This is a genomic window from Cuniculiplasma divulgatum (genome assembly GCA_031200235.1).
Taxonomy (GTDB): Archaea; Thermoplasmatota; Thermoplasmata; order Thermoplasmatales; family Thermoplasmataceae; genus UBA509.
In genome coordinates this window covers 1,675,327-1,693,040 of the sequence record CP133595.1, presented here as the reverse complement: position 1 = coordinate 1,693,040, position 17,714 = coordinate 1,675,327, and the positions used below count along the sequence as shown (strand labels likewise).

18 protein-coding genes are annotated in these 17,714 nt (G+C 46.0%); 13 read left to right on the top strand and 5 right to left on the bottom strand.

From position 1 onward, the window contains the following. The first annotated feature begins 145 nt into the window (after nucleotides 1-145). From RE469_08935 to RE469_08925, 3 genes are read left to right on the top strand one after another with little or no spacing between them, the layout of a single operon-like run. A complete protein-coding gene (locus tag RE469_08935; protein WMT44317.1) occupies nucleotides 146-1,249 on the top strand; it encodes an ABC transporter substrate-binding protein in 1,104 nt (367 codons plus the stop codon). Then, nucleotides 1,236-2,312, top strand: coding sequence for an iron ABC transporter permease (locus RE469_08930; GenBank protein WMT44316.1), 1,077 nt, complete (start codon nucleotides 1,236-1,238; stop codon nucleotides 2,310-2,312). Before RE469_08935 ends, RE469_08930 begins: the two co-directional genes overlap by 14 nt. Then, nucleotides 2,302-3,054, top strand: a complete 753-nt coding sequence (locus tag RE469_08925; protein ID WMT44315.1) for an ABC transporter ATP-binding protein — start codon at nucleotides 2,302-2,304, stop codon at nucleotides 3,052-3,054. The genes RE469_08930 and RE469_08925 overlap by 11 nt, the downstream gene beginning before the upstream one ends. Here RE469_08925 and RE469_08920 read toward each other — a convergent pair. Next, a complete protein-coding gene (locus tag RE469_08920; protein ID WMT44314.1) occupies nucleotides 3,046-3,963 on the bottom strand; it encodes an IS481 family transposase in 918 nt (305 codons plus the stop codon). The two genes, RE469_08925 and RE469_08920, sit on opposite strands and share 9 nt — an antisense overlap. 160 nt (nucleotides 3,964-4,123) lie before the next feature. Here RE469_08920 and RE469_08915 point away from each other — a divergent pair, with 160 nt between their 5' ends. Both RE469_08915 and RE469_08910 read left to right on the top strand, forming a co-directional pair. Further along, nucleotides 4,124-4,849 (top strand): flagellin, encoded by a 726-nt coding sequence (locus RE469_08915; GenBank protein ID WMT44313.1) that lies wholly within the window; start codon nucleotides 4,124-4,126, stop codon nucleotides 4,847-4,849. A 303-nt stretch (nucleotides 4,850-5,152) separates the two neighbouring features. Further along, nucleotides 5,153-5,542 (top strand): DUF6114 domain-containing protein, encoded by a 390-nt coding sequence (locus RE469_08910; GenBank protein WMT44312.1) that lies wholly within the window; start codon nucleotides 5,153-5,155, stop codon nucleotides 5,540-5,542. A gap of 22 nt (nucleotides 5,543-5,564) precedes the next feature. On the opposite strand, the gene RE469_08905 is transcribed toward RE469_08910, so the two are convergent. Beyond that, complete coding sequence (locus RE469_08905; GenBank protein WMT44311.1) at nucleotides 5,565-5,927, bottom strand: hypothetical protein; 363 nt, start codon at nucleotides 5,925-5,927, stop codon at nucleotides 5,565-5,567. Between the two features lie 181 nt (nucleotides 5,928-6,108). Here RE469_08905 and RE469_08900 point away from each other — a divergent pair, with 181 nt between their 5' ends. The 6 genes from RE469_08900 to RE469_08875 all read left to right on the top strand — a co-directional run bounded on the left by RE469_08900 (nucleotide 6,109) and on the right by RE469_08875 (nucleotide 12,877). Further along, nucleotides 6,109-6,951 carry a hypothetical protein gene (locus tag RE469_08900; GenBank protein WMT44310.1) on the top strand — a complete coding sequence of 281 codons (843 nt, stop codon included), beginning with the start codon at nucleotides 6,109-6,111 and terminating at the stop codon, nucleotides 6,949-6,951. A 4-nt stretch (nucleotides 6,952-6,955) separates the two neighbouring features. Further along, on the top strand, nucleotides 6,956-7,798 hold the full coding sequence (locus RE469_08895) for an ABC transporter permease (GenBank protein WMT44309.1): 843 nt from the start codon (nucleotides 6,956-6,958) through the stop codon (nucleotides 7,796-7,798). After that, complete coding sequence (locus tag RE469_08890) at nucleotides 7,798-8,691, top strand: ABC transporter ATP-binding protein (GenBank protein WMT44308.1); 894 nt, start codon at nucleotides 7,798-7,800, stop codon at nucleotides 8,689-8,691. The genes RE469_08895 and RE469_08890 overlap by 1 nt, the downstream gene beginning before the upstream one ends. Before the next feature lie 87 nt (nucleotides 8,692-8,778). Then, entirely contained in the window at nucleotides 8,779-10,551 is a 1,773-nt protein-coding gene (locus tag RE469_08885) for an ABC transporter ATP-binding protein (GenBank protein ID WMT44307.1), read from the top strand. Beyond that, entirely contained in the window at nucleotides 10,535-12,304 is a 1,770-nt protein-coding gene (locus RE469_08880) for an ABC transporter ATP-binding protein (GenBank protein WMT44306.1), read from the top strand. Before RE469_08885 ends, RE469_08880 begins: the two co-directional genes overlap by 17 nt. 75 nt (nucleotides 12,305-12,379) lie before the next feature. After that, entirely contained in the window at nucleotides 12,380-12,877 is a 498-nt protein-coding gene (locus tag RE469_08875) for a DUF2240 family protein (protein WMT44305.1), read from the top strand. A gap of 30 nt (nucleotides 12,878-12,907) precedes the next feature. Here the strand turns inward: RE469_08875 and RE469_08870 are convergent, their stop codons facing one another. Together RE469_08870 and RE469_08865 are read right to left on the bottom strand one after the other, a co-directional pair. After that, entirely contained in the window at nucleotides 12,908-13,651 is a 744-nt protein-coding gene (locus RE469_08870; protein WMT44304.1) for a hypothetical protein, read from the bottom strand. A 126-nt stretch (nucleotides 13,652-13,777) separates the two neighbouring features. Further along, on the bottom strand, nucleotides 13,778-15,049 hold the full coding sequence (locus RE469_08865; GenBank protein WMT44303.1) for a hydroxymethylglutaryl-CoA reductase, degradative: 1,272 nt from the start codon (nucleotides 15,047-15,049) through the stop codon (nucleotides 13,778-13,780). Nucleotides 15,050-15,544: 495 nt separating this feature from the next. On the opposite strand from RE469_08865, the gene pyrB reads away from it, so the two are divergent. Together pyrB and pyrI are read left to right on the top strand one after the other, a co-directional pair. Then, nucleotides 15,545-16,459: an aspartate carbamoyltransferase gene (gene pyrB, locus RE469_08860; protein WMT44302.1), complete on the top strand. Its 915-nt coding sequence runs from the start codon at nucleotides 15,545-15,547 to the stop codon at nucleotides 16,457-16,459. Nucleotides 16,460-16,464: 5 nt separating this feature from the next. Next, entirely contained in the window at nucleotides 16,465-16,932 is a 468-nt protein-coding gene (gene pyrI / locus RE469_08855; protein WMT44301.1) for an aspartate carbamoyltransferase regulatory subunit, read from the top strand. Here pyrI and RE469_08850 read toward each other — a convergent pair. Beyond that, nucleotides 16,929-17,702 carry a hypothetical protein gene (locus RE469_08850; protein ID WMT44300.1) on the bottom strand — a complete coding sequence of 258 codons (774 nt, stop codon included), beginning with the start codon at nucleotides 17,700-17,702 and terminating at the stop codon, nucleotides 16,929-16,931. The genes pyrI and RE469_08850 overlap by 4 nt on opposite strands. Nucleotides 17,703-17,714 lie beyond the last annotated feature (12 nt).

Sequence of the window (17,714 nt, the reverse complement as noted above, 5' to 3'; positions counted from 1 at the left end):
AATGTTTTCAAGCGAACTTTAAAATAGTGAAGTTAACTTCACCAAATACTGAAGTGAGGTTAAAAATGAACAGAAACGAACGTAGTCTGAAAATTACCGCAAGGAAGCGCTTTAGAAACTCATTGTTGCGTGGAGTGATGCTCTGATGCAATCCCCTGCTGGAAGAACACTTATTGCCATTATTGCCGTTGTAGTGGTAATTGTGGCCGGAGTCTCAGGCTTTGTAATTTATAGAAATGACAGTTCCAGTAAATCGTCGTCCATTTCCCTTGACACTGTGTCCCTTGTCTATGTTAATGATTCTTCAGGGCAAAGTATTGCCGTTAACCTAGCAAACTCAGATAGTTTCGTGTATCTCCCGAATTCCCTTGGCGGAAGCCTTGTTATAAATCACTCCCTGAAGCGGATAGTATCTCTCATCCCGTCAGTTACCACAACGTTGTATGCTCTGGGCGCATACAATCGAACAGTTGTTGGGGTGGATCAGTATTCAACCTACCCAACTCCGCCGCCTGATGTAAAGGTTATCTACATAGAGGAAACGTCCTTTTCCGTTGAGGAAATAGCAAATCTGTCACCGGATGCCGTTATGTCCACCATCGGATACTTCACGCCTCAGGTCATAAATCAGATAGTGAATGTTCTGAATATACCATTCTTCATCTTCGATCCGAATAACATGACGCAGATAGAACATCAGAACAGTGAACTTGGCAACCTGACCAATACCTACAGCAATGCAACAAAGGTAAACGCCTGGATGAATGAAAACCTTGCAATATTGCACAGTGATACGTCCAGGATACATGGAAACGAGACTTCCGTGTTCTATGATCTTGGACCCGGGTCTGTTGGGCTTTACACAGCAGGAAATAATACATTCATCAACATAATCTTCAGTCTTGACCATCTCAGGAATGTTGTAACAGAAAGTGGATACCCGGACCTCTCATCATCGCAGATAGAAAACCTGACGCCCCAGTGGATAGTGCTTGATCAGTACTATAACCAGAGCAGTTTCAACCAGAGCGTACCGGGCTACCTCAGCCAGATACATGATCACGCCATAAGAATAGCCAATGACAATTTCATGAACGAAAATGATTTCCGGACAATATACATCCTGTTCTGGCTTGGTGAAAAGTTCTATCCAGATTATATAAGCCTGGATAACGTAACTTCATTCAGCGGTTACACCGGGATACACCTTTCACCTTCTCCCGAGGAAGGGATAAATGGAACTGCATAACAGGATATCGGAAATTATAAGGTTCAGCAAAATGCCTGCCCTGCTTGTAAAGGCGGCGCTATCCATTTTTCTTCTGGCTGCTGCTATTATTTTCTCATCGTACATCGGTGCAGTCACAATTTCTCCAGTTGCCATTTCCAGGATTTATCTCAGCCAGATTCCTTTGGCAGGATCCTACTTCAATTCCGGATTCACGGTAATTCAGTACAACATAATTGTTCTTATCAGGGAGCCGGAAATTCTCGGGGCAGTGTTCGTTGGGGCTGCCCTTGGCATGGGCGGGGCATCTGTCCAGAGCGTATTCAAGAATCCCATAACTGAGCCATACATAATTGGAATATCAAGCGGTGCCACCCTTGGTGCCATAATAGCCCTTGCCACAAACACGGATCTGTTCGGGGCTTACAGTGTCCAGTTCCTGGCTTTCATATGCTCGCTGGCAGTGGTGATTGTAGTCTACATGGTATCCTTCAGATCGGGGAAGGTGCCCCCAATATATCTGTTGCTTTCAGGCATTGCCATCTCCCTGTTCATATCTGCCATTGTGGGGCTTATGCTTTTCACCAGCAGGAAACTCCAGAATGAGGCATTTGCCTGGCTACTTGGATCACTCAGCGGAATCACATGGGGAGAGATCACAATCGTTGCGCTGATCGTAACCGCATCAGGCATTGTGCTGACATTCATGTCCAGGGAACTTGATGCCCTGCAGATGGGTGAAGCTCATGCCCAGTCCATCGGTGTATCGGTGGAAAGAACAAAACTGCTTGCCCTGGTTGTAACAACCATAGGCGTGTCAGCTGCTGTCTCCATTAGCGGCCTCATAGGATTCGTTGGCCTCATAATACCGCATGTATCCAGGATAATCTATGGCGGGAGCAACAGGAAGGTTGTTCCTGCCTCAGCAATTCTAGGGGCTGTTTTCCTGCTAGTCTCCAATGACCTTGCGCGCACTGCTGTCCACGGAGAGGTGATTCCTGTTGGAATTGTAACAGGAATAATTGGTGTACCGTTCTTCATGTACCTCCTTAACCGCATCTCCAGAGGTAATTATGTATCTTGAGGCCAGGAACCTTGTTTTCAACAGGGGAAAGTTCTCACTTCAGGATGTTTCTTTTAGAGCTGAAGAGGGAACAATCACCGGAATAGGCGGAAGAAATGGTTCAGGAAAATCAACATTGCTCAGGGCCCTCTATGGTTTCCACCGGATCACGTCCGGTGATGTTGTTATTGGGGGCAAAAGCCTGACAGGAATGGGTCCAAGGGAGATCTCCAGGAGGATTTCCGTGGTGAGCCAGGAGGTCTCGGAACCCTTCAATTTCACTGTCGGGGAGGTTGTGTCAATTTCCGGGTACAGCCTGGAGAATGAGAAATCAGCGGTCAGGGATGTTCTGGAAGTTTGCGGCATAGGTGACCTTGAAAAAAGGCCATTCAACGAGATCAGTGGTGGTGAGAGGCGCCTTGCGCTCATTGCAGCGGCTATCTACCAGGATGCGGATATACTCCTCCTTGACGAACCTACAGCGTTCCTTGATGTTGACAAGGAGATCAGGGTTATCGACATACTGAGAAAACTCAGAGATTCCGGTAAGAACATAATCGTTGTGCTTCACGACGTTAATCTACTGTACAGGATATGTGACAGGGTTGTCCTGATCAGGGATGGCAGGATAGTTGCATCAGGACCAAGGGATGATGTGATGACCATTGAGAATCTTGATAAAACATATTCCGTTGAATTCACGATCCTGGAAGGTGAGGGACCCTACAGATTCGCTGCAAAGTACTTCAACGGTTCAGGATGATCCGCTTGCCATGGGGATGTTTCCATGTTCCACCAGGAAACGATCCATTATCTCATTTGGCGTTGTAACCCTGTTCTGGCTCTTGTCCACTATTGGCCTGTTGTTGTACCAGTATATGAAAGCTTCAGGTGATTCGAATGTCCACCTGAACCTGTCATAATTCTGCCAGAGTCTTGAAAGTGCCAGGTGTATCCTGTTTCCGTGCTTATCTGGCGTAACCTCCTCGATGCCCTTTCTCTTCATGTAATATTTCAGGTCTGTGGCACCATACAGTATGCTCAGCACTCCACTTCTCAGGTGCATATGCTGCACAGTCATGTTTGTGCTGACAATGAACTGCCCCATGCTGTCTGCCAGCTTCTGCATCAGCTCCTTGGTTATCTTTCTGGATTCCACCATTGAAAGTATCTTCTTGGTTGCCATATCCACGCAGACAACGGCATAGGGCGATTCCATGTTTGACTGGTGGTAATCCACGTAGATGGTTGAGAGCGGCCTGTCTTCATATTTGTTTTTCTGTCCTGACGATTGCATGGCCTTGGATTTTATCATGTTCTTGTTTCTCATGAAGTTGTATATCTGGTAGTATGAGACATTCTTCCCCTTGCTCTTCATGAGATAGTATATTGTCCTGGAACCTATCTTGTAATTAACCCAGAGATCCTCTATCTCCCTAGCCTCCTCAGCAGTCAGCGATGCAAATTTCTTCCTGTCAGATCCGCCATTGAGATCCTCCTTGAGGATCTGCTGCACCCGGCGTGGTGTAACATTGAACATCTTTGCCAGGTCGCTGACCTTGTATCCATTCTCCACACTCTTTACTATGAACCTCTTGTCATCTCCGCTCAACATGATATCCAGATTGTATGTGCCCTTGATCTCATATTGGTTTTTTGCAGGATATACCATATGAATCTGTGCATGTAAACGGTATGATGCTGTGTAGGCATGATGCATGCTGTTTCCAGCCACTGCGAAATAATTTCGTTCCCAGCGTTAGGCTGTTTATATACAAACATACCCATCTACATAAGCTCATACAGCAGGCAAGAAAGAGGTTTAATGCAATATGTCACTAAAATATGATCTCGTCAGGGTGAGAAGGTTCCTGAAAAGGCAGTTCTCCTTTGACGAAGATGATAGAGCGGAAACCGGCATAGGGGTGCTCATAATATTCATAGCCCTTGTTCTTGTTGCTGCCGTGGCTGCATCCGTCCTCATACATACTGCAGGTATTCTGCAGCAGAGGGCTGATTCCACGGGAACAACTACAATAAGGCAGGTCTCCACTGGTATAGTGGTGGATCAGATACTCGGCTATGATGGATCCACCCCTGCTGAAGCCGGAGGTGTGGAATATGTGGCAATTTTCCTCAGTGATAACACTGGGGGAAGTTCGGTGAATCTGGCAAATGTATCAGTTACTCTCACCATCAACGGTATTACTGCCGTCCTGGTATACAACAGTTCCATATTTGCCAGCGTTGCGCAGAGTGGTACAGATAACCTATTTGGTAATTCAGTCTGGTCACTCTTGAGCGCAACACACCATGATTCGACCAGTTATGGAGTGCTAGTGGAAAGCGATCCGGTGAATTCTCTTACGGCTAGCTACCCCGTCCTGTCTCCTGGAGACACAGCCGCGGTCATATTTAATGTGACCAACACATTCGGTGTGAATATCACTCAGAATCAGGCTGTATCGGGACAAATTACTCCTGAACAGGGTGCACCAGCCGTGATCGATTTCTATGCCCCGGATTCGTTCACAACTCACACAATCACGCTGCAGTAGACACCTCGATGTCCCCCGCCTGGCCACGGCGGGGGCACACCTCTTTCATATTCTCATTTCCTTTTTTCATGATTTATTATGATTTTACCATGCATTTCTGCCAATTTCAATCCCTGGTTCTGAAAGGTACGGGTATCTTGGCTACTTCTTCCGGCTTTCGCAGGGACATCTCCACTTCAAAGGTTTCTGGCAGAACCTCCATGGGCTCGAATTTATGGCATAATTATGTAAAACCATAGCGTTGTTCAGTGACCGGACAGTAATTAGATGTTTTCATTAAATATGTGAAAGCAATGATCATCTGTGTCGTGGAAGAATCTTAAGGAATCGCCTCTGGATTCGTCTGTTGTATCCGCTGTAGGTGGTCTTATCATACTCCTTGTTGGAATCATCGGGCTTTACATACTGCTGAAGAATGGAACGTATTCCAGTAACGATCTGCTGGAAGTTTCCCTCGGAACATTCTGGGGCCTGATGATATTAATATTCAGCACGACACTTTTCCTGGATCGTAAGAGGCACGTTATTTACGGCGCACTCATTATAATAATGGCCACTGCAAGCTGGTACGGAACGTCCGGTGGTCTTTTTGTGGGATTCCTGATTGCGCTCATTGGTGGCATCATGGGTATGGCATGGAAACCTCCGCGCCATTCAAATACTGCCAGTGCAAATCCAAATCCAGGAAGGTAGGCCCACTCTGACCGCAGCACTATTACGAGAAATTCATACTGAAGTTCAGGTAGAACGGAACTCCCACGGAGATTGAATATGAAGTCACACCCAGGGCTTTTGCCACAGCTTCCAGTATTTTCTTGATCCTGGTTAGAAATGAGCTGATGATGGTGGTGATATGCGGAAGAGTCTTTGCAACACTGCTCATGAAGTTGAGAAAGCCCATGAGCTTGGAAAATGCCGCATCGGGAAGGCTGACGAGATCCTTCTCGGCTTCGCTTAATTTGGATTCTATGAGGCCTATCCAGCTTGCATCATCCACGTCGGCCAGCTCATCAATGTTGCTGTTGCCATCCCTCAGCCAGTCTTCCATTATGTCGATTATTCTCCTGTCCACGTCCATGCGATTCTCCTGCCTGAGAAGATCACCAGCAATATGAATAAATTTTCTCCATGGCGCTGTTCCCATATAATGGGACATTAGGAACTGTATAGCTCAAATCAAGCTTGTTCCTTATTAATGGAAGAGAATTGATCAAAAGGATCATGATCCAGGTTTAAATAAGTAAGTTAAATATCTAATCATGAAGCCTCTTCTCAAGGCGATAATAGTCATAATAATAGCCGTTGGAGTTGCTGTGCCCAGCGGATATATTGCCTACCGATCATTTACAACATCAAACCCTTCCATGATCAATTTCGTACCTGAAAATTCCTCGGCAGTCATAAGGGCTGATTACAATGGAACACAATTCTATTTGTTCAATTCTGGAAATAACACGGGAATAGTCATAAACATCGGAGTCAACCAGGTCTCAAGCGTTTTATCTGGCGCCGGATCAAACAATTCGGGGAATACATCATTTTCAGTTACGCCAACCTACCTGAAATCCTATGACGGATACAGGATATATTATCTTTCAAATATCTCAATATCCCTTAACAGTACGCTGGGCAACCTGTCCAGTATTCACGCGTTGAACGCCATAAATCTCAGCAGTTTCATACATAATAACACAATTTACATAGCTGAACTTTCAGGCACCACTGTGTCCATTGGCACCCTGAGAAGTGTCGAGTACTCAATATCAGCAATGACTGGCGGAAAGAGTTTCAGTGCAAAGGAATCCGCATATTTCAAATCTGGATCAAATGTCTCCATATACGTGAACTATTCCAACGCTTATTTCCGGTCATTTACAGGAAACATTTTCTATAATTCCTCCAGTTTTCAGGTTGTGTTCAGCAACCTTACCATTGCACAGAACGCTTTTAAGGCCGTCAGCTTCATCAGTAATGTAACTTCGGTATCCCTGAGCGGTACTGAGTTGAATGTTACCATGTCTGTTGGGATGAATTACCTTAATGGAAATCTTACAAGGCTGTTGGGTAACGCACCTTTGAATCTTAATGGAAGGGATCTGTGAATTCATGACTGGGACGGCCCGAACACTCAGGGTAGCCACTGCCTACTATTTCAGGAATTACTACAGATCAAAGAGTTTTTACCTGATGCTCATAATTGCCATCCTAGTTTCAGTACTGCTTACATATTTTTCATTGAAGTACATCAACAGGCTTGACCTTATCATACCTAAGGGCCTCCTGTCAGCACTTGGGAATTCTGGAAAGGAGGAAATATTTGGATATCTCTGGGCATTCGTGCTGCTTGACCTTCCCGTGTTTGCTTCTGTGTTTTTCGGATCAACAGCAATATCAAGCGAGATAGAAAACAAGACCGCATTTCATATCTTCCCGCTTCCCATTGGAAGGGTCACTCTGCTGATTTCCAAGTACCTGGCTGCCGTGGCTGTTACATTCATAACAGTATTGATCTATGTTGCATTCCAGGCAGCAGTTTTCGAGTACCTGTTTCCGGGTCCCCTTCTTCTTCCATTTTACCAGTCCCTGGGGCTTCTTCTCATATTCGTATTTTCCATTACCGCTTTCACGTTCCTCATCAGCAGCATTTTCAACAAGAACACCTATGCTTACATAACGGTATTTCTCATTTATTTCCTGGTTTTCAATGCTTATGAAATAATAGTGGAATTTCTCTACAAGACCACGCCATACTATCTCCTCAACGTGGCAGCAGACGCCATGGAAAAGGTTTACCTCAACATTTCAACAAATCCATTTTCCACCTCATCATCCACATTCGCTCCAGCCACGGTGGGCACCCTGTACACTTCCATCGGTGTCATGGTTGCATACGCCATAGTATCATTCGCAGCAGCCCTTATCATATTTGACAGGAAGGAGGTGAAATAATGCCCTCAGTTCTGGTGGAAAAAGTCACAAAGAATTACCGAGATGTAAGGGCCCTTAATGAGGTAAGCCTGAACCTTCAGGAACCTGGATGCATTGGAATACTGGGGCCCAATGGAGCAGGAAAGACAACCCTGCTGAAGATTCTCACAAACATAGTGAAACCCACTGAAGGTGTTGCTCTGCTAAATGGCATAAATGTTTCCGATGAGCCGGAAAAAGCTCTCATGGATGTTGGTGCCCTTGTGGAGCAGCCGGAGTTTTATCCCTACCTGACTGCTCTTGAAACGCTGAAATTTGTGGGCAGGGTCAAGGGTGTAACGGAAAAGAATCTCAATTCAGAAATACAGCGTGTTTCCCGGATGACAGGTATTGTGGAATATATTGGAAGGAAGACAGGCAATTTTTCTCGTGGTATGAAACAGAGGTTAAGCCTTGCCTGCGCCCTCATCAGTGATCCACACATAATAATTCTCGACGAACCCACATTCGGCCTTGATCCCAGGGGAATGAAGGAGATGAGGGACCTTATAAAATCCCTGAATCAGAGCAAGGAAAGGATAATCATACTTAGCACTCACCTCATCTACGAGGCGCAGGAGATATGCGACAGAGTGATTATCATCAACAAAGGTGATATTGTCCATGACACCATCAATTCACCCTCAGAAAATATAATAGAAATAGAATTTGAGGATCCTGCAGGGAAGGTTTCACTACCTGACCATATGGCGGACCAGACCTTCGTGGATGGGAAAAGCGCAATGTTCAGGTTGAGGTCAGGCACTTCAAATTCTGATGTGATCAACTATCTCTCAGCGCAGGGATTCAGGATCAGATGGGTGAAGCCACAGACAAATCTCGAGAACCTTTACATCACCCTAACCTCTTCATGATCTCCCATAGGAGATTATACGAATCACTGGAAAACATTAATTCCTTTGATGAAATTAGCGACATATATTTAGAAGGTCGTATATTTAATGAGTAAGTTCAGGGACATGCTTATGAGATTCAGGGGGTTTCTGGGTGTTTTTTACCCCATGATCTTTGCTGCGAAGTACCTGGCCGGCAAGTGGCCGGTAATGATCTCAGTCATTGCCGCAGGCATGTTTGCCTCAGCTACCCGGCTTCTGATTCCTGTGTATATTGGAGATGCAGTTACAGCCATTGAATCCATGAGCTATTCCGGTGTCCTGCATGTTTCCATTCTCATAATTATTGTCTCTTCAATTACCGGTGGCCTGCAGTTTGTTGTGAGCTATGGCTCACAGTACATAAGCCAGAGATTTGAATTCAGCATGAGAGATTCAGTATTTCACCACCTTATGAGGAAGAGGTTCAAATTTTTCGAGACGCAGACTTCCGGGGATCTCCTTTCAAGAACAACCATGGACATTCATGCCATAAGAAATTTCCTTAACATGCTGTTTTCCCAGATGCTTCCAACAATATTTCTCATTGTCTTTGCCCTCTATTTTCTTCTCACCATCAATCCTTACTTTGCCCTCATCTTCCTGCTTTCAGTTCCCCTGCTTATCTATGCAGGAATGGCATTCCAGAGAAAGCAGAGATCCAGGTGGAGACGCATAAGGACATACTACGGCCAGATGAATGAAAGGCTGCAGGAGAACATTGTTGGGAACCGCGTGGTGAGAGGATTCTCTGCCGAGGATCTTGAAATCGGGAGGTTCTCCGACACCACTGAAAGTTATTATGACGAGTACATCGAGGTTGCCAGGCTGCGGGGGTTTTACAACAACCTGATGCCTCTCATAGTGAGCGCTGCAGCCACGGCCATTCTGATATATGGAGGATATATCGATGTTATATCTGCTTCCGACGTGGGGCCACTTGTTGCTGCCGTAAACATTTTCAGCGTGATGAGTTCACCCGTGAGCTCATTCGGAAGGCTCATAGTATTCTCCGAGAACGCCAGGGCCGGAATAGAAAGGGTTTCTTTGCTGACGGATTCAACGGATGAAGAGGATGTGGATACCCGCGACAGGGTTCGTCCTGATGGAGACCTCAGGATTCAGGATGTGACCTTCATCCGGGATGGAAGGAAGATACTGGACAGCGTAAGCATGGTGGTACCAAAGGGTGAGTTTGCGGCCATCACCGGAAAGACGGGAACAGGGAAAACAACGCTAACAGGCCTGATTCCTAGATTCTATGACCCGGATGAGGGGAACCTGTACATCGGCTCAACCGAAATTTCCAGGATTCCACTGGCGAATCTGCGATCAGCTGTTTCCCTGGTTCCTCAAGAGATAAATCTTCTCTCCGGGACAATCCGTGAGAATATAGCATTCGGGAACGAAGATGTTGGAGACGACAGTGTAAGGGATGCAGCGCGTACTGCTGAGATAGCCGATTTCATTGAATCACTTCCCGATGCTTACGATACGCAGGTGGGAGAGAGAGGAATCACACTGTCCGGCGGCCAGAAGCAGAGGGTCGCTTTGGCAAGGGCCATTGTTTCGCATCCATCACTGCTTATTCTTGATGATGCCACCTCCAGTGTGGATCCTGATACGGAGCTCAGGATCTTCAGGAATATCAGAAAGGATCTGAGAGACATTACTGTGCTCCTTGTTACGCACCGCATTTCAGCTCTGAAGTTTGCAGACAGAGTGTGGAAACTGGACGAAGGCAGAATCGTACCTGTGATGGACATCAGCAGGGATCTTGAAGGCATAACCAGTGGTGCAGGAATCAGCTACACAGGGGTGGGAAATGCCTCAGACATATGAAGAACTGGAGGATCAGATCATAAAGACTGCCAGGGGCTCTGGATCTTTCCGGAGAATGGTTCGGGAGATATTCCAGATGAGACGGGACAGTGCCGCCCTGGTCACAACTGTCTTGATAACGGCAATTGCAGGAACACTATATCCGCTGATGCTTGGCTTTGCGGTCAACGCCATTATTGCAAGAAATGTGTTCCACCTTGAGCTGTTCGCATCCTTATTCTTTCTTCTTTACCTGGTTCAGTTTTTCTCAAACCGGATTCGTACCATCAGCTCAACTGTGCTGGCGCAGAAGGAGATAAAGAGCCTGAGGGACCGAGCCTTCCAGAGCCTGCAGTACGTGCCGGAGGCGTTCTACAGCAAGGTGAAGACCGGGTACCTCATCAGCAGGATAACAAATGACGCCGAAACTCTGAGCGAGTTCCTGACTTTCCAGCTCCCTTCTGTCATTGCGGGAATATCCACAGTGATTGTCTCCATATCAATTATGTTCTACAAGGACTTCAACCTGACACTCTATGCCCTCATCATAATTCCTGTCCTGATGGCATTCACCATGTCTATTCAGCCCAGGGTGAGGCAGAATTATCTCAGAACAAGGAAGACCATTGCGGCCATAACAGGGAACCTTGCAGAGAACATTTCTGCCATTCGCACCATAAAGGCGTTCAATGTGGAGAAGAGAACTGAGGATAACTTCAGGGTCCTGAACGACCGGAATTTCAGGGCCAATATGAAGGCATCCAGGTTATCCTCCGCTTACGGGGCATCTGTCAGGATCATAGAGGCTGCCGGCATTGCCATTGTTCTTCTTGCCGGGGCATTGCAGCTAATACACGGCGTTACTTCAGTGGGAATTCTGGTTGCATTCGTTGTCTACGTCCAGGAGTTCTTTGATCCCGTAATTCAGCTTTCCCAGCTTTATAACTCCTATCAGTCTTCACTTGTGGGAATAAGCAGGATATACGGAATAATTGACCAGCCAAAAGATAAGGAGCCTGAGGAAAGCGAAAGCCAGGTCCAGTTCAAGGATTCAATTGTGATCAAAGGAATGTCTTTCTCATATGGTGAAGGGAATGCCCTTGAGAATATTCACCTTACCATAAGGAAGGGTGAGAAGGTTGCAGTGGTTGGGCACACAGGGGCCGGGAAAACCACCCTATCCAATCTTCTGCTGAAATTCTACAGGCCTGAGGCTGGCGGGATACTCATAGACGGCAGGGATCTGATCTCAATCTCCACAAGGAGCTACAGGAAGCTCATGACACCGGTTCTGCAGGACCCTTTCCTGTTCAGGGGCACAGTACTGGAGAATATAATATTCGTGGACCCCGGCATAACAAGGGAACATGTTCTTGAACTTATCAGCAGGTTTGGACTTGCCGATATCTTTTCGTCCCTGCCCCAGGGAATAGACACCAATGTGGGGGAAATGGGAAGAAACCTTTCCGAGGGCCAGCGCCAGGCGGTCTCCATACTCCGGGCATTTGCACGTGATCCAGAAATACTCATACTGGATGAACCGACTTCACAGATCGATCCGTATTCTGAGAAGCTCATAATAGAGGCGCTCAGGGAATTCGTGAAGGAAAAAACACTCATTCTCATAACTCACAGGTTCTCAATGATTGTTCTGGTGGACAGGGTCGTGGTACTCAAGGATGGGAGCATAGCAGAGGAGGGGACATTCAAGGAACTGATGAAGAAGGAGGGGCTCTTCTCCAGCCTCTATAACATCCAGTACGGTGATGCTTGAATGCACATGATGACCTGGCGGCCTGCGGCTTTAACTCATAATGTATTTATGGACTGTACTGATTAGCAGGGGAAAATGAACAAGGATTTTGCCAGGAAGCTTGTGGCCATTGTATCCAATTCTAAAAAGGGTGCAGCATCCTATACACAGCAGGATTTTATCACCTCGCTGTCCTTCAAGAAAAACCTGATTGATCCTGAAACGGTCAAGGAATTCCTTGAAGCGGCGGTGAAGGAGGGCATACTGGTGAAGAAAGACAGCGCTTACGTTCCAAATTTCAGCACCTCCGGAATAATTGTTCCGCTTGATTTCTCGGTCACACGTGATCAACTTTTCCAGGAATCTGGGGACAGGCCTCTCGTGGACAGGCTTCTGGAAGCAATATCCGCTTCAGGGAAGCTCACCAAGAAGGAGGCCATAACCAGGGCAAGAGAAGTTCTCCAACCCATGAAGTATATCAGTTTTGAAACCGCTCTTCTTTCCGTCATGTCCGACGAGGGTATAGACATCAAAGAATACCTTAATGAAGTCGGTACAAGATGGTCAAACCGCAGCATGGAAAAAAAATCGTAGGGCTTTGATGATTGTTGGATTAATCCAGGCTCAGTCCTGGTTTGACCTCTGGGCGATCTTTATGGCTTCCTCAACATTTTCCAGCTCCATGGCTATGTCTGAAGCCAGATCGTATATGAAAGAAAGCGATTTGCGAAATTCCTTCTTTTCTTTCTTGTTCTTGATTCCTGACGCGATTTTGTCTATTTTGTCAAGAGCTTCCATGGCTGACTGAAGCGCCTTTTCTTCTTCGCCACCGGAGCGGATTATTCCTATCTGCCCACGTTTTGCCTCAAAGAAATTCTCCCAGTCTTCAGTCTCTTCGGATATCTTAAGAACCTGTTCGTACATTTTAGAAGCCTCATTTCTGGTTTTTGCGGAAGCGGCCTTCATTTCTGCAATGGCATTCAGGGAAGTGCAGAACAGGAAGGGGTCCTTAAGGGAATCTGAGAGCATCAGGGCTTCGTTGAAGAACGCCTCACCCTCCTCTTTCTTTGATGCATCGAGCTCGATGTAACCCAGATTGATCAGGTCCATAACTTCCAGTTCCTTCTCTCCATTTTTTCTGTGAATTGATAGTGAAATTTCGGCAAATTTCCTTGAATTCTGGTCATTCTTGCTTTCAAGGGAGTTGTAAGCCTGCGATAATTTATATGCGAGATCGGCAGTGTCATCATTTTCCTCCTTTCCCACAAGATCGAAAGCTTTCTGGTATTCTCTTATGGCATCTATGAGCTTGTCTTTCTGGAAGAATTTGTCGCCATTTTCGATTATATCCTCAACACTCTGGTCCATTAATTTACCTAGCTGCATGATTTTATCTGCATATAAATAAATTCGGTGAGTTCTGCCTCTCCATGAAATGTATGAAGATCCCTCCCAAATTTACGATCAAAATCGGCTGAAAATAGAAAGGCAGATTCAGGCACTTGATTTTCTTATTGATTCCAGTAAATCCCGGGCTCTTGCCATGCTTATATTTCCCTCGCTTACCATGGTTTCACTTATTCGGTCAATTTCGTTCCCCTTTGCTCCAACGGACACGGCAAGACTCCTGGCATGCAGCCCCATATGCCCCTTCTGAATGCCCTCTGCAGACAGAGCCCGCAGTGCAGCAAAATTCTGTGCAAGACCAACTGCTGCCAGAACCTGAGCAAATTCTGATGAAGAACCCACACTCAGTATCTTTCGGAATATTGCCGCCTTTTTGACTGTGTTTGTAGAGCCACCAACAGTACCAACTGCCACAGGGATTTCAATTTCACCGATCAGGTCTCCATTCTCATCCTGGCTGTACCTAGTAAGTGAAAGGTGTCCGCTCAGATTATTATAGGTATGAGCATTAGCTTCCGCAGAACGCCAGTCGTTCATGGTTGCAAGGATCACGGCGTCAACACCGTTCATGATGCCTTTGTTATGCGTGGCAGCGCGGTAGGGATCGACGTCCGCCATTTCATAGGACCTTATGATCCTCTTCACAACCTCTTCTCCCCCTATGAGATCTTTCCTGAACTTTGCTTTTGAACGTGCTATCCTGTCTGGCGTGAGATTGCTCAAAATCCTCAGGTTCGTCTTGCATCCTGTAATACTCTCAAGGAAGGGTGCAACAGCTTCGCACATGCTGTTGACCACATTTGCCCCCATTGCATCACGTACATCTACCTTCAGATGAAGAACTATGCTTCCTTCTGGGTCGTTGATCTTCCGGATCTCCACATCCCTTGCTCCTGCTTTCATGGATGAAAGAGTCCTGCTCCTGCTGTTGGCCAGGTCAAGAATTTCACCCTTATGTTCTTCAACGGCTTCCCGCACTTTTCCAAAATCTCCGCAACCCATGAGCTGCACCTGCCCTATCATGACAGGATCAGAGGATGTTGACTGGAAGCCCCCAGATGCACGCGCTATCTTGGCAGCGTTGCTGCATGCAGCCACAACAGAGGCTTCTTCTATGGCCATGGGTATGAGATAATCCCTGCCATTAATGAGGAAGTTGACTGCAATTCCAACTGGCAGTTCGACCGTTGAAATGACATTTTCAATGAGTTTGTCAGCGAGGTCAAGAGGAAGTGAACCAGTCTTTGAGATTTCTTCAATGTCGGAGTCATTAAGGCCAGCAAATCTCGCAACAACCTGGGCCCTTTCTTCTGGCGTCAGTTTATAGAAGCCTGAAATCTCTGAAGTTTTTCCGGACATCACCTTGCATGAGGGACAGAAACCTTAAAAATGTACTGACAGAGGGGCACATTTGTCCTATGGCTGGCGACGATTGTAACATGTGCGACCTCACTTGATCATCTAATGTACGCATTCTGTTAACCCGTGAATCAATTAGATGGACAGACAGGTCAGGTATAATGAAAACAAAATCTCACAGGAAATCATTGTGGCCAGACTTCCAGCGTCAATTCTGACTACCGTACTGTAATGGATGCTTTATGTTCCAATTTTCTTCAAAGTCAGTGGCCTTATTCCTGCACACTGATTTTTAACTTCCAGGCATTGTTTCTAATGCAACAATTCAGAAATTTTCGGATTGCAATACTTGAATGCCAGTAATCATGCAGAAAATGCACCGAACCTCTTCATATATTAGAGCTGAAGGCATTTAGTGCAGATGCGAGCCATCCCAAATATTATGCTGTTGGAACCTGCAAAGATTATTAATTGGCGGCACAATGCAACATCCCGATGTTAAGAAATAAAAGCGTTGTGTCCATCAACGACATCGGTGACGATGAACTTTCAGAGATTTTCAAGGCCGCAGAAAACATGGAGAAATCACTCAAGTCAGGCAAACCGCTTGAACTTATGAAAGGAAAGATTATGGCAACTTTCTTTTACGAGCCAAGCACCAGAACCAGGCTCTCATTTGAGAGTGCCATGCAGAGGCTCGGAGGTTCCGTAATAAGTGTTCCTGAGGCAAAGTCATCATCCGTGGCCAAGGGTGAAACACTTGCGGACACAGTGAGGATGGCAGAGGGATATTCTGATATAATTGTAATCAGGCATCCAATGGAGGGTGCAGCAAGGCTGGCCTCCAGATTTACATCCAAACCTATTGTGAATGCCGGTGACGGATCAGGGCAGCATCCCACTCAGACCGTTCTTGATCTGTACACAATCCGAAAGGAACTTGGTGGAATCAGTGGAAAGACCGTAACAATTGTAGGAGACCTGAGGTACGGAAGAACGGTGCACTCCCTTGTGCTTGCTCTTTCAAGATTCAATGCCAGAGTGAACCTTGTTGCACCACCAATTCTCAAGATGCCGGACCATGTTGTTTCCATGCTGCCGGCGGATTTCAAGCTGAATGTTACCGAGAATCTTTCTGAGGTGCTGCCGGAAACTGATGTGCTTTACGTTACAAGAATTCAGAAGGAGAGATTTTCAGATCCCAATGAGTACCAGAGTGTCATAGGCTCATACAAGATAAATTCTGAAACGGTTTCAGCAATGAAGGAAAAATCCATCATAATGCATCCACTTCCAAGGGTCGATGAAATCTCTCCCGATGTTGATTCATCACCTAAGGCAGCATATTTCAGGCAGGCCAATAACGGTGTTCCGGTTAGGATGGCAATAATATCACTTATTCTGGGGTGAATGAAATGGATGAACAGACCTTAAAAATTTCAAAGATAAAAGACGGCACTGTAATTGATCATATTCCGCCTGGAAAAGCGCTGAGGGTTCTTTCAATACTGAAAATAGATGATCACGTTGAGAACTCCATCAGCATTGGCATCAGAGTGACATCCAAGAGGCTGGGTACCAAGGATGTCATAAAGATAGAGAACAGGGATCTTGAGAAGTTCGAGGTGGATAAGATTTCACTTATTGCGCCGGACGCCACCATCAGCATAGTGAGCAACTATGAGATCATAGAGAAATTTCCTGTGGAGCTACCCCAGAGAATTGTTGGGATAGTAAAATGTTCCAATGCCAATTGCATTACAAACATGAAAGAACCTGTGCAGGGGGAGTTCAGTCTCATTAGCAAAAAGCCTCTTCTCATCAGGTGCAACTTCTGTGAAAGAACTATGAATGAAAGGGAGATAACTGCCAGCCTTGTTTAGGCTGACAGCTGGTATTTTAAAAGTTCAGAGGCATTGGAGAGCCTTGTGGAATAGACCTCTACGTCCCTGGCGATTCTGACATTTATTTTTCTTATTACGCCATCTTTCTCTCGGGCATATTCCTTGTTTTTCTCTATGAGCCTCTCATTGTCATAAATCCTTGGCTTTCCACAGGCGGCTTCAAGCTTCTTGATTCCGCTTTCTGCAGTCTTCCTTCTTTTTAAGTCTTCTCTGGATGGCTTTATTATAACGTTCAGATGGGGAATGTTTCTTTCCTTGAGAAGAAGTGAAAATGCCATGTGCAGATCCTGAGCGAAATCACCGCCAAACCCGCTTATGAGTATGTAGGAATTGGATTTCTCCACTTCACAGAGGAGTTCCCTTGCCGTGGCCTCAGCATCACCAGAGCCTTCAATGAATGTGGTGTTAACGGTAGCCGCTTCCAGTGGATCCTGCCAGCAATCAAACTGATCAATGTTCTTTCTATACTCATATTCCTCTCTGGATATGATGGAAACCTTAACTGGCTCAGGCTCTGCCAGTATTATCTCGGCATCCTGGGCCTGCACCGTTGGTGAAACCGCCCGTTCCTTCTTCAACTGGACAGATCGGTAGACTGTCCTCCGTATCTGAAGAGGCCTTATGTTTCTCAGGACTTTGTCTCCTGCAGTTCCAAAAGCTATGACAACGTTATCCATTCTCTCGGAATAGTATTTCCTTATGAGACCTTTGACAACGCCCTCTATGTTCTGAACACTTATTGTTTCCATTTATGCACCTTT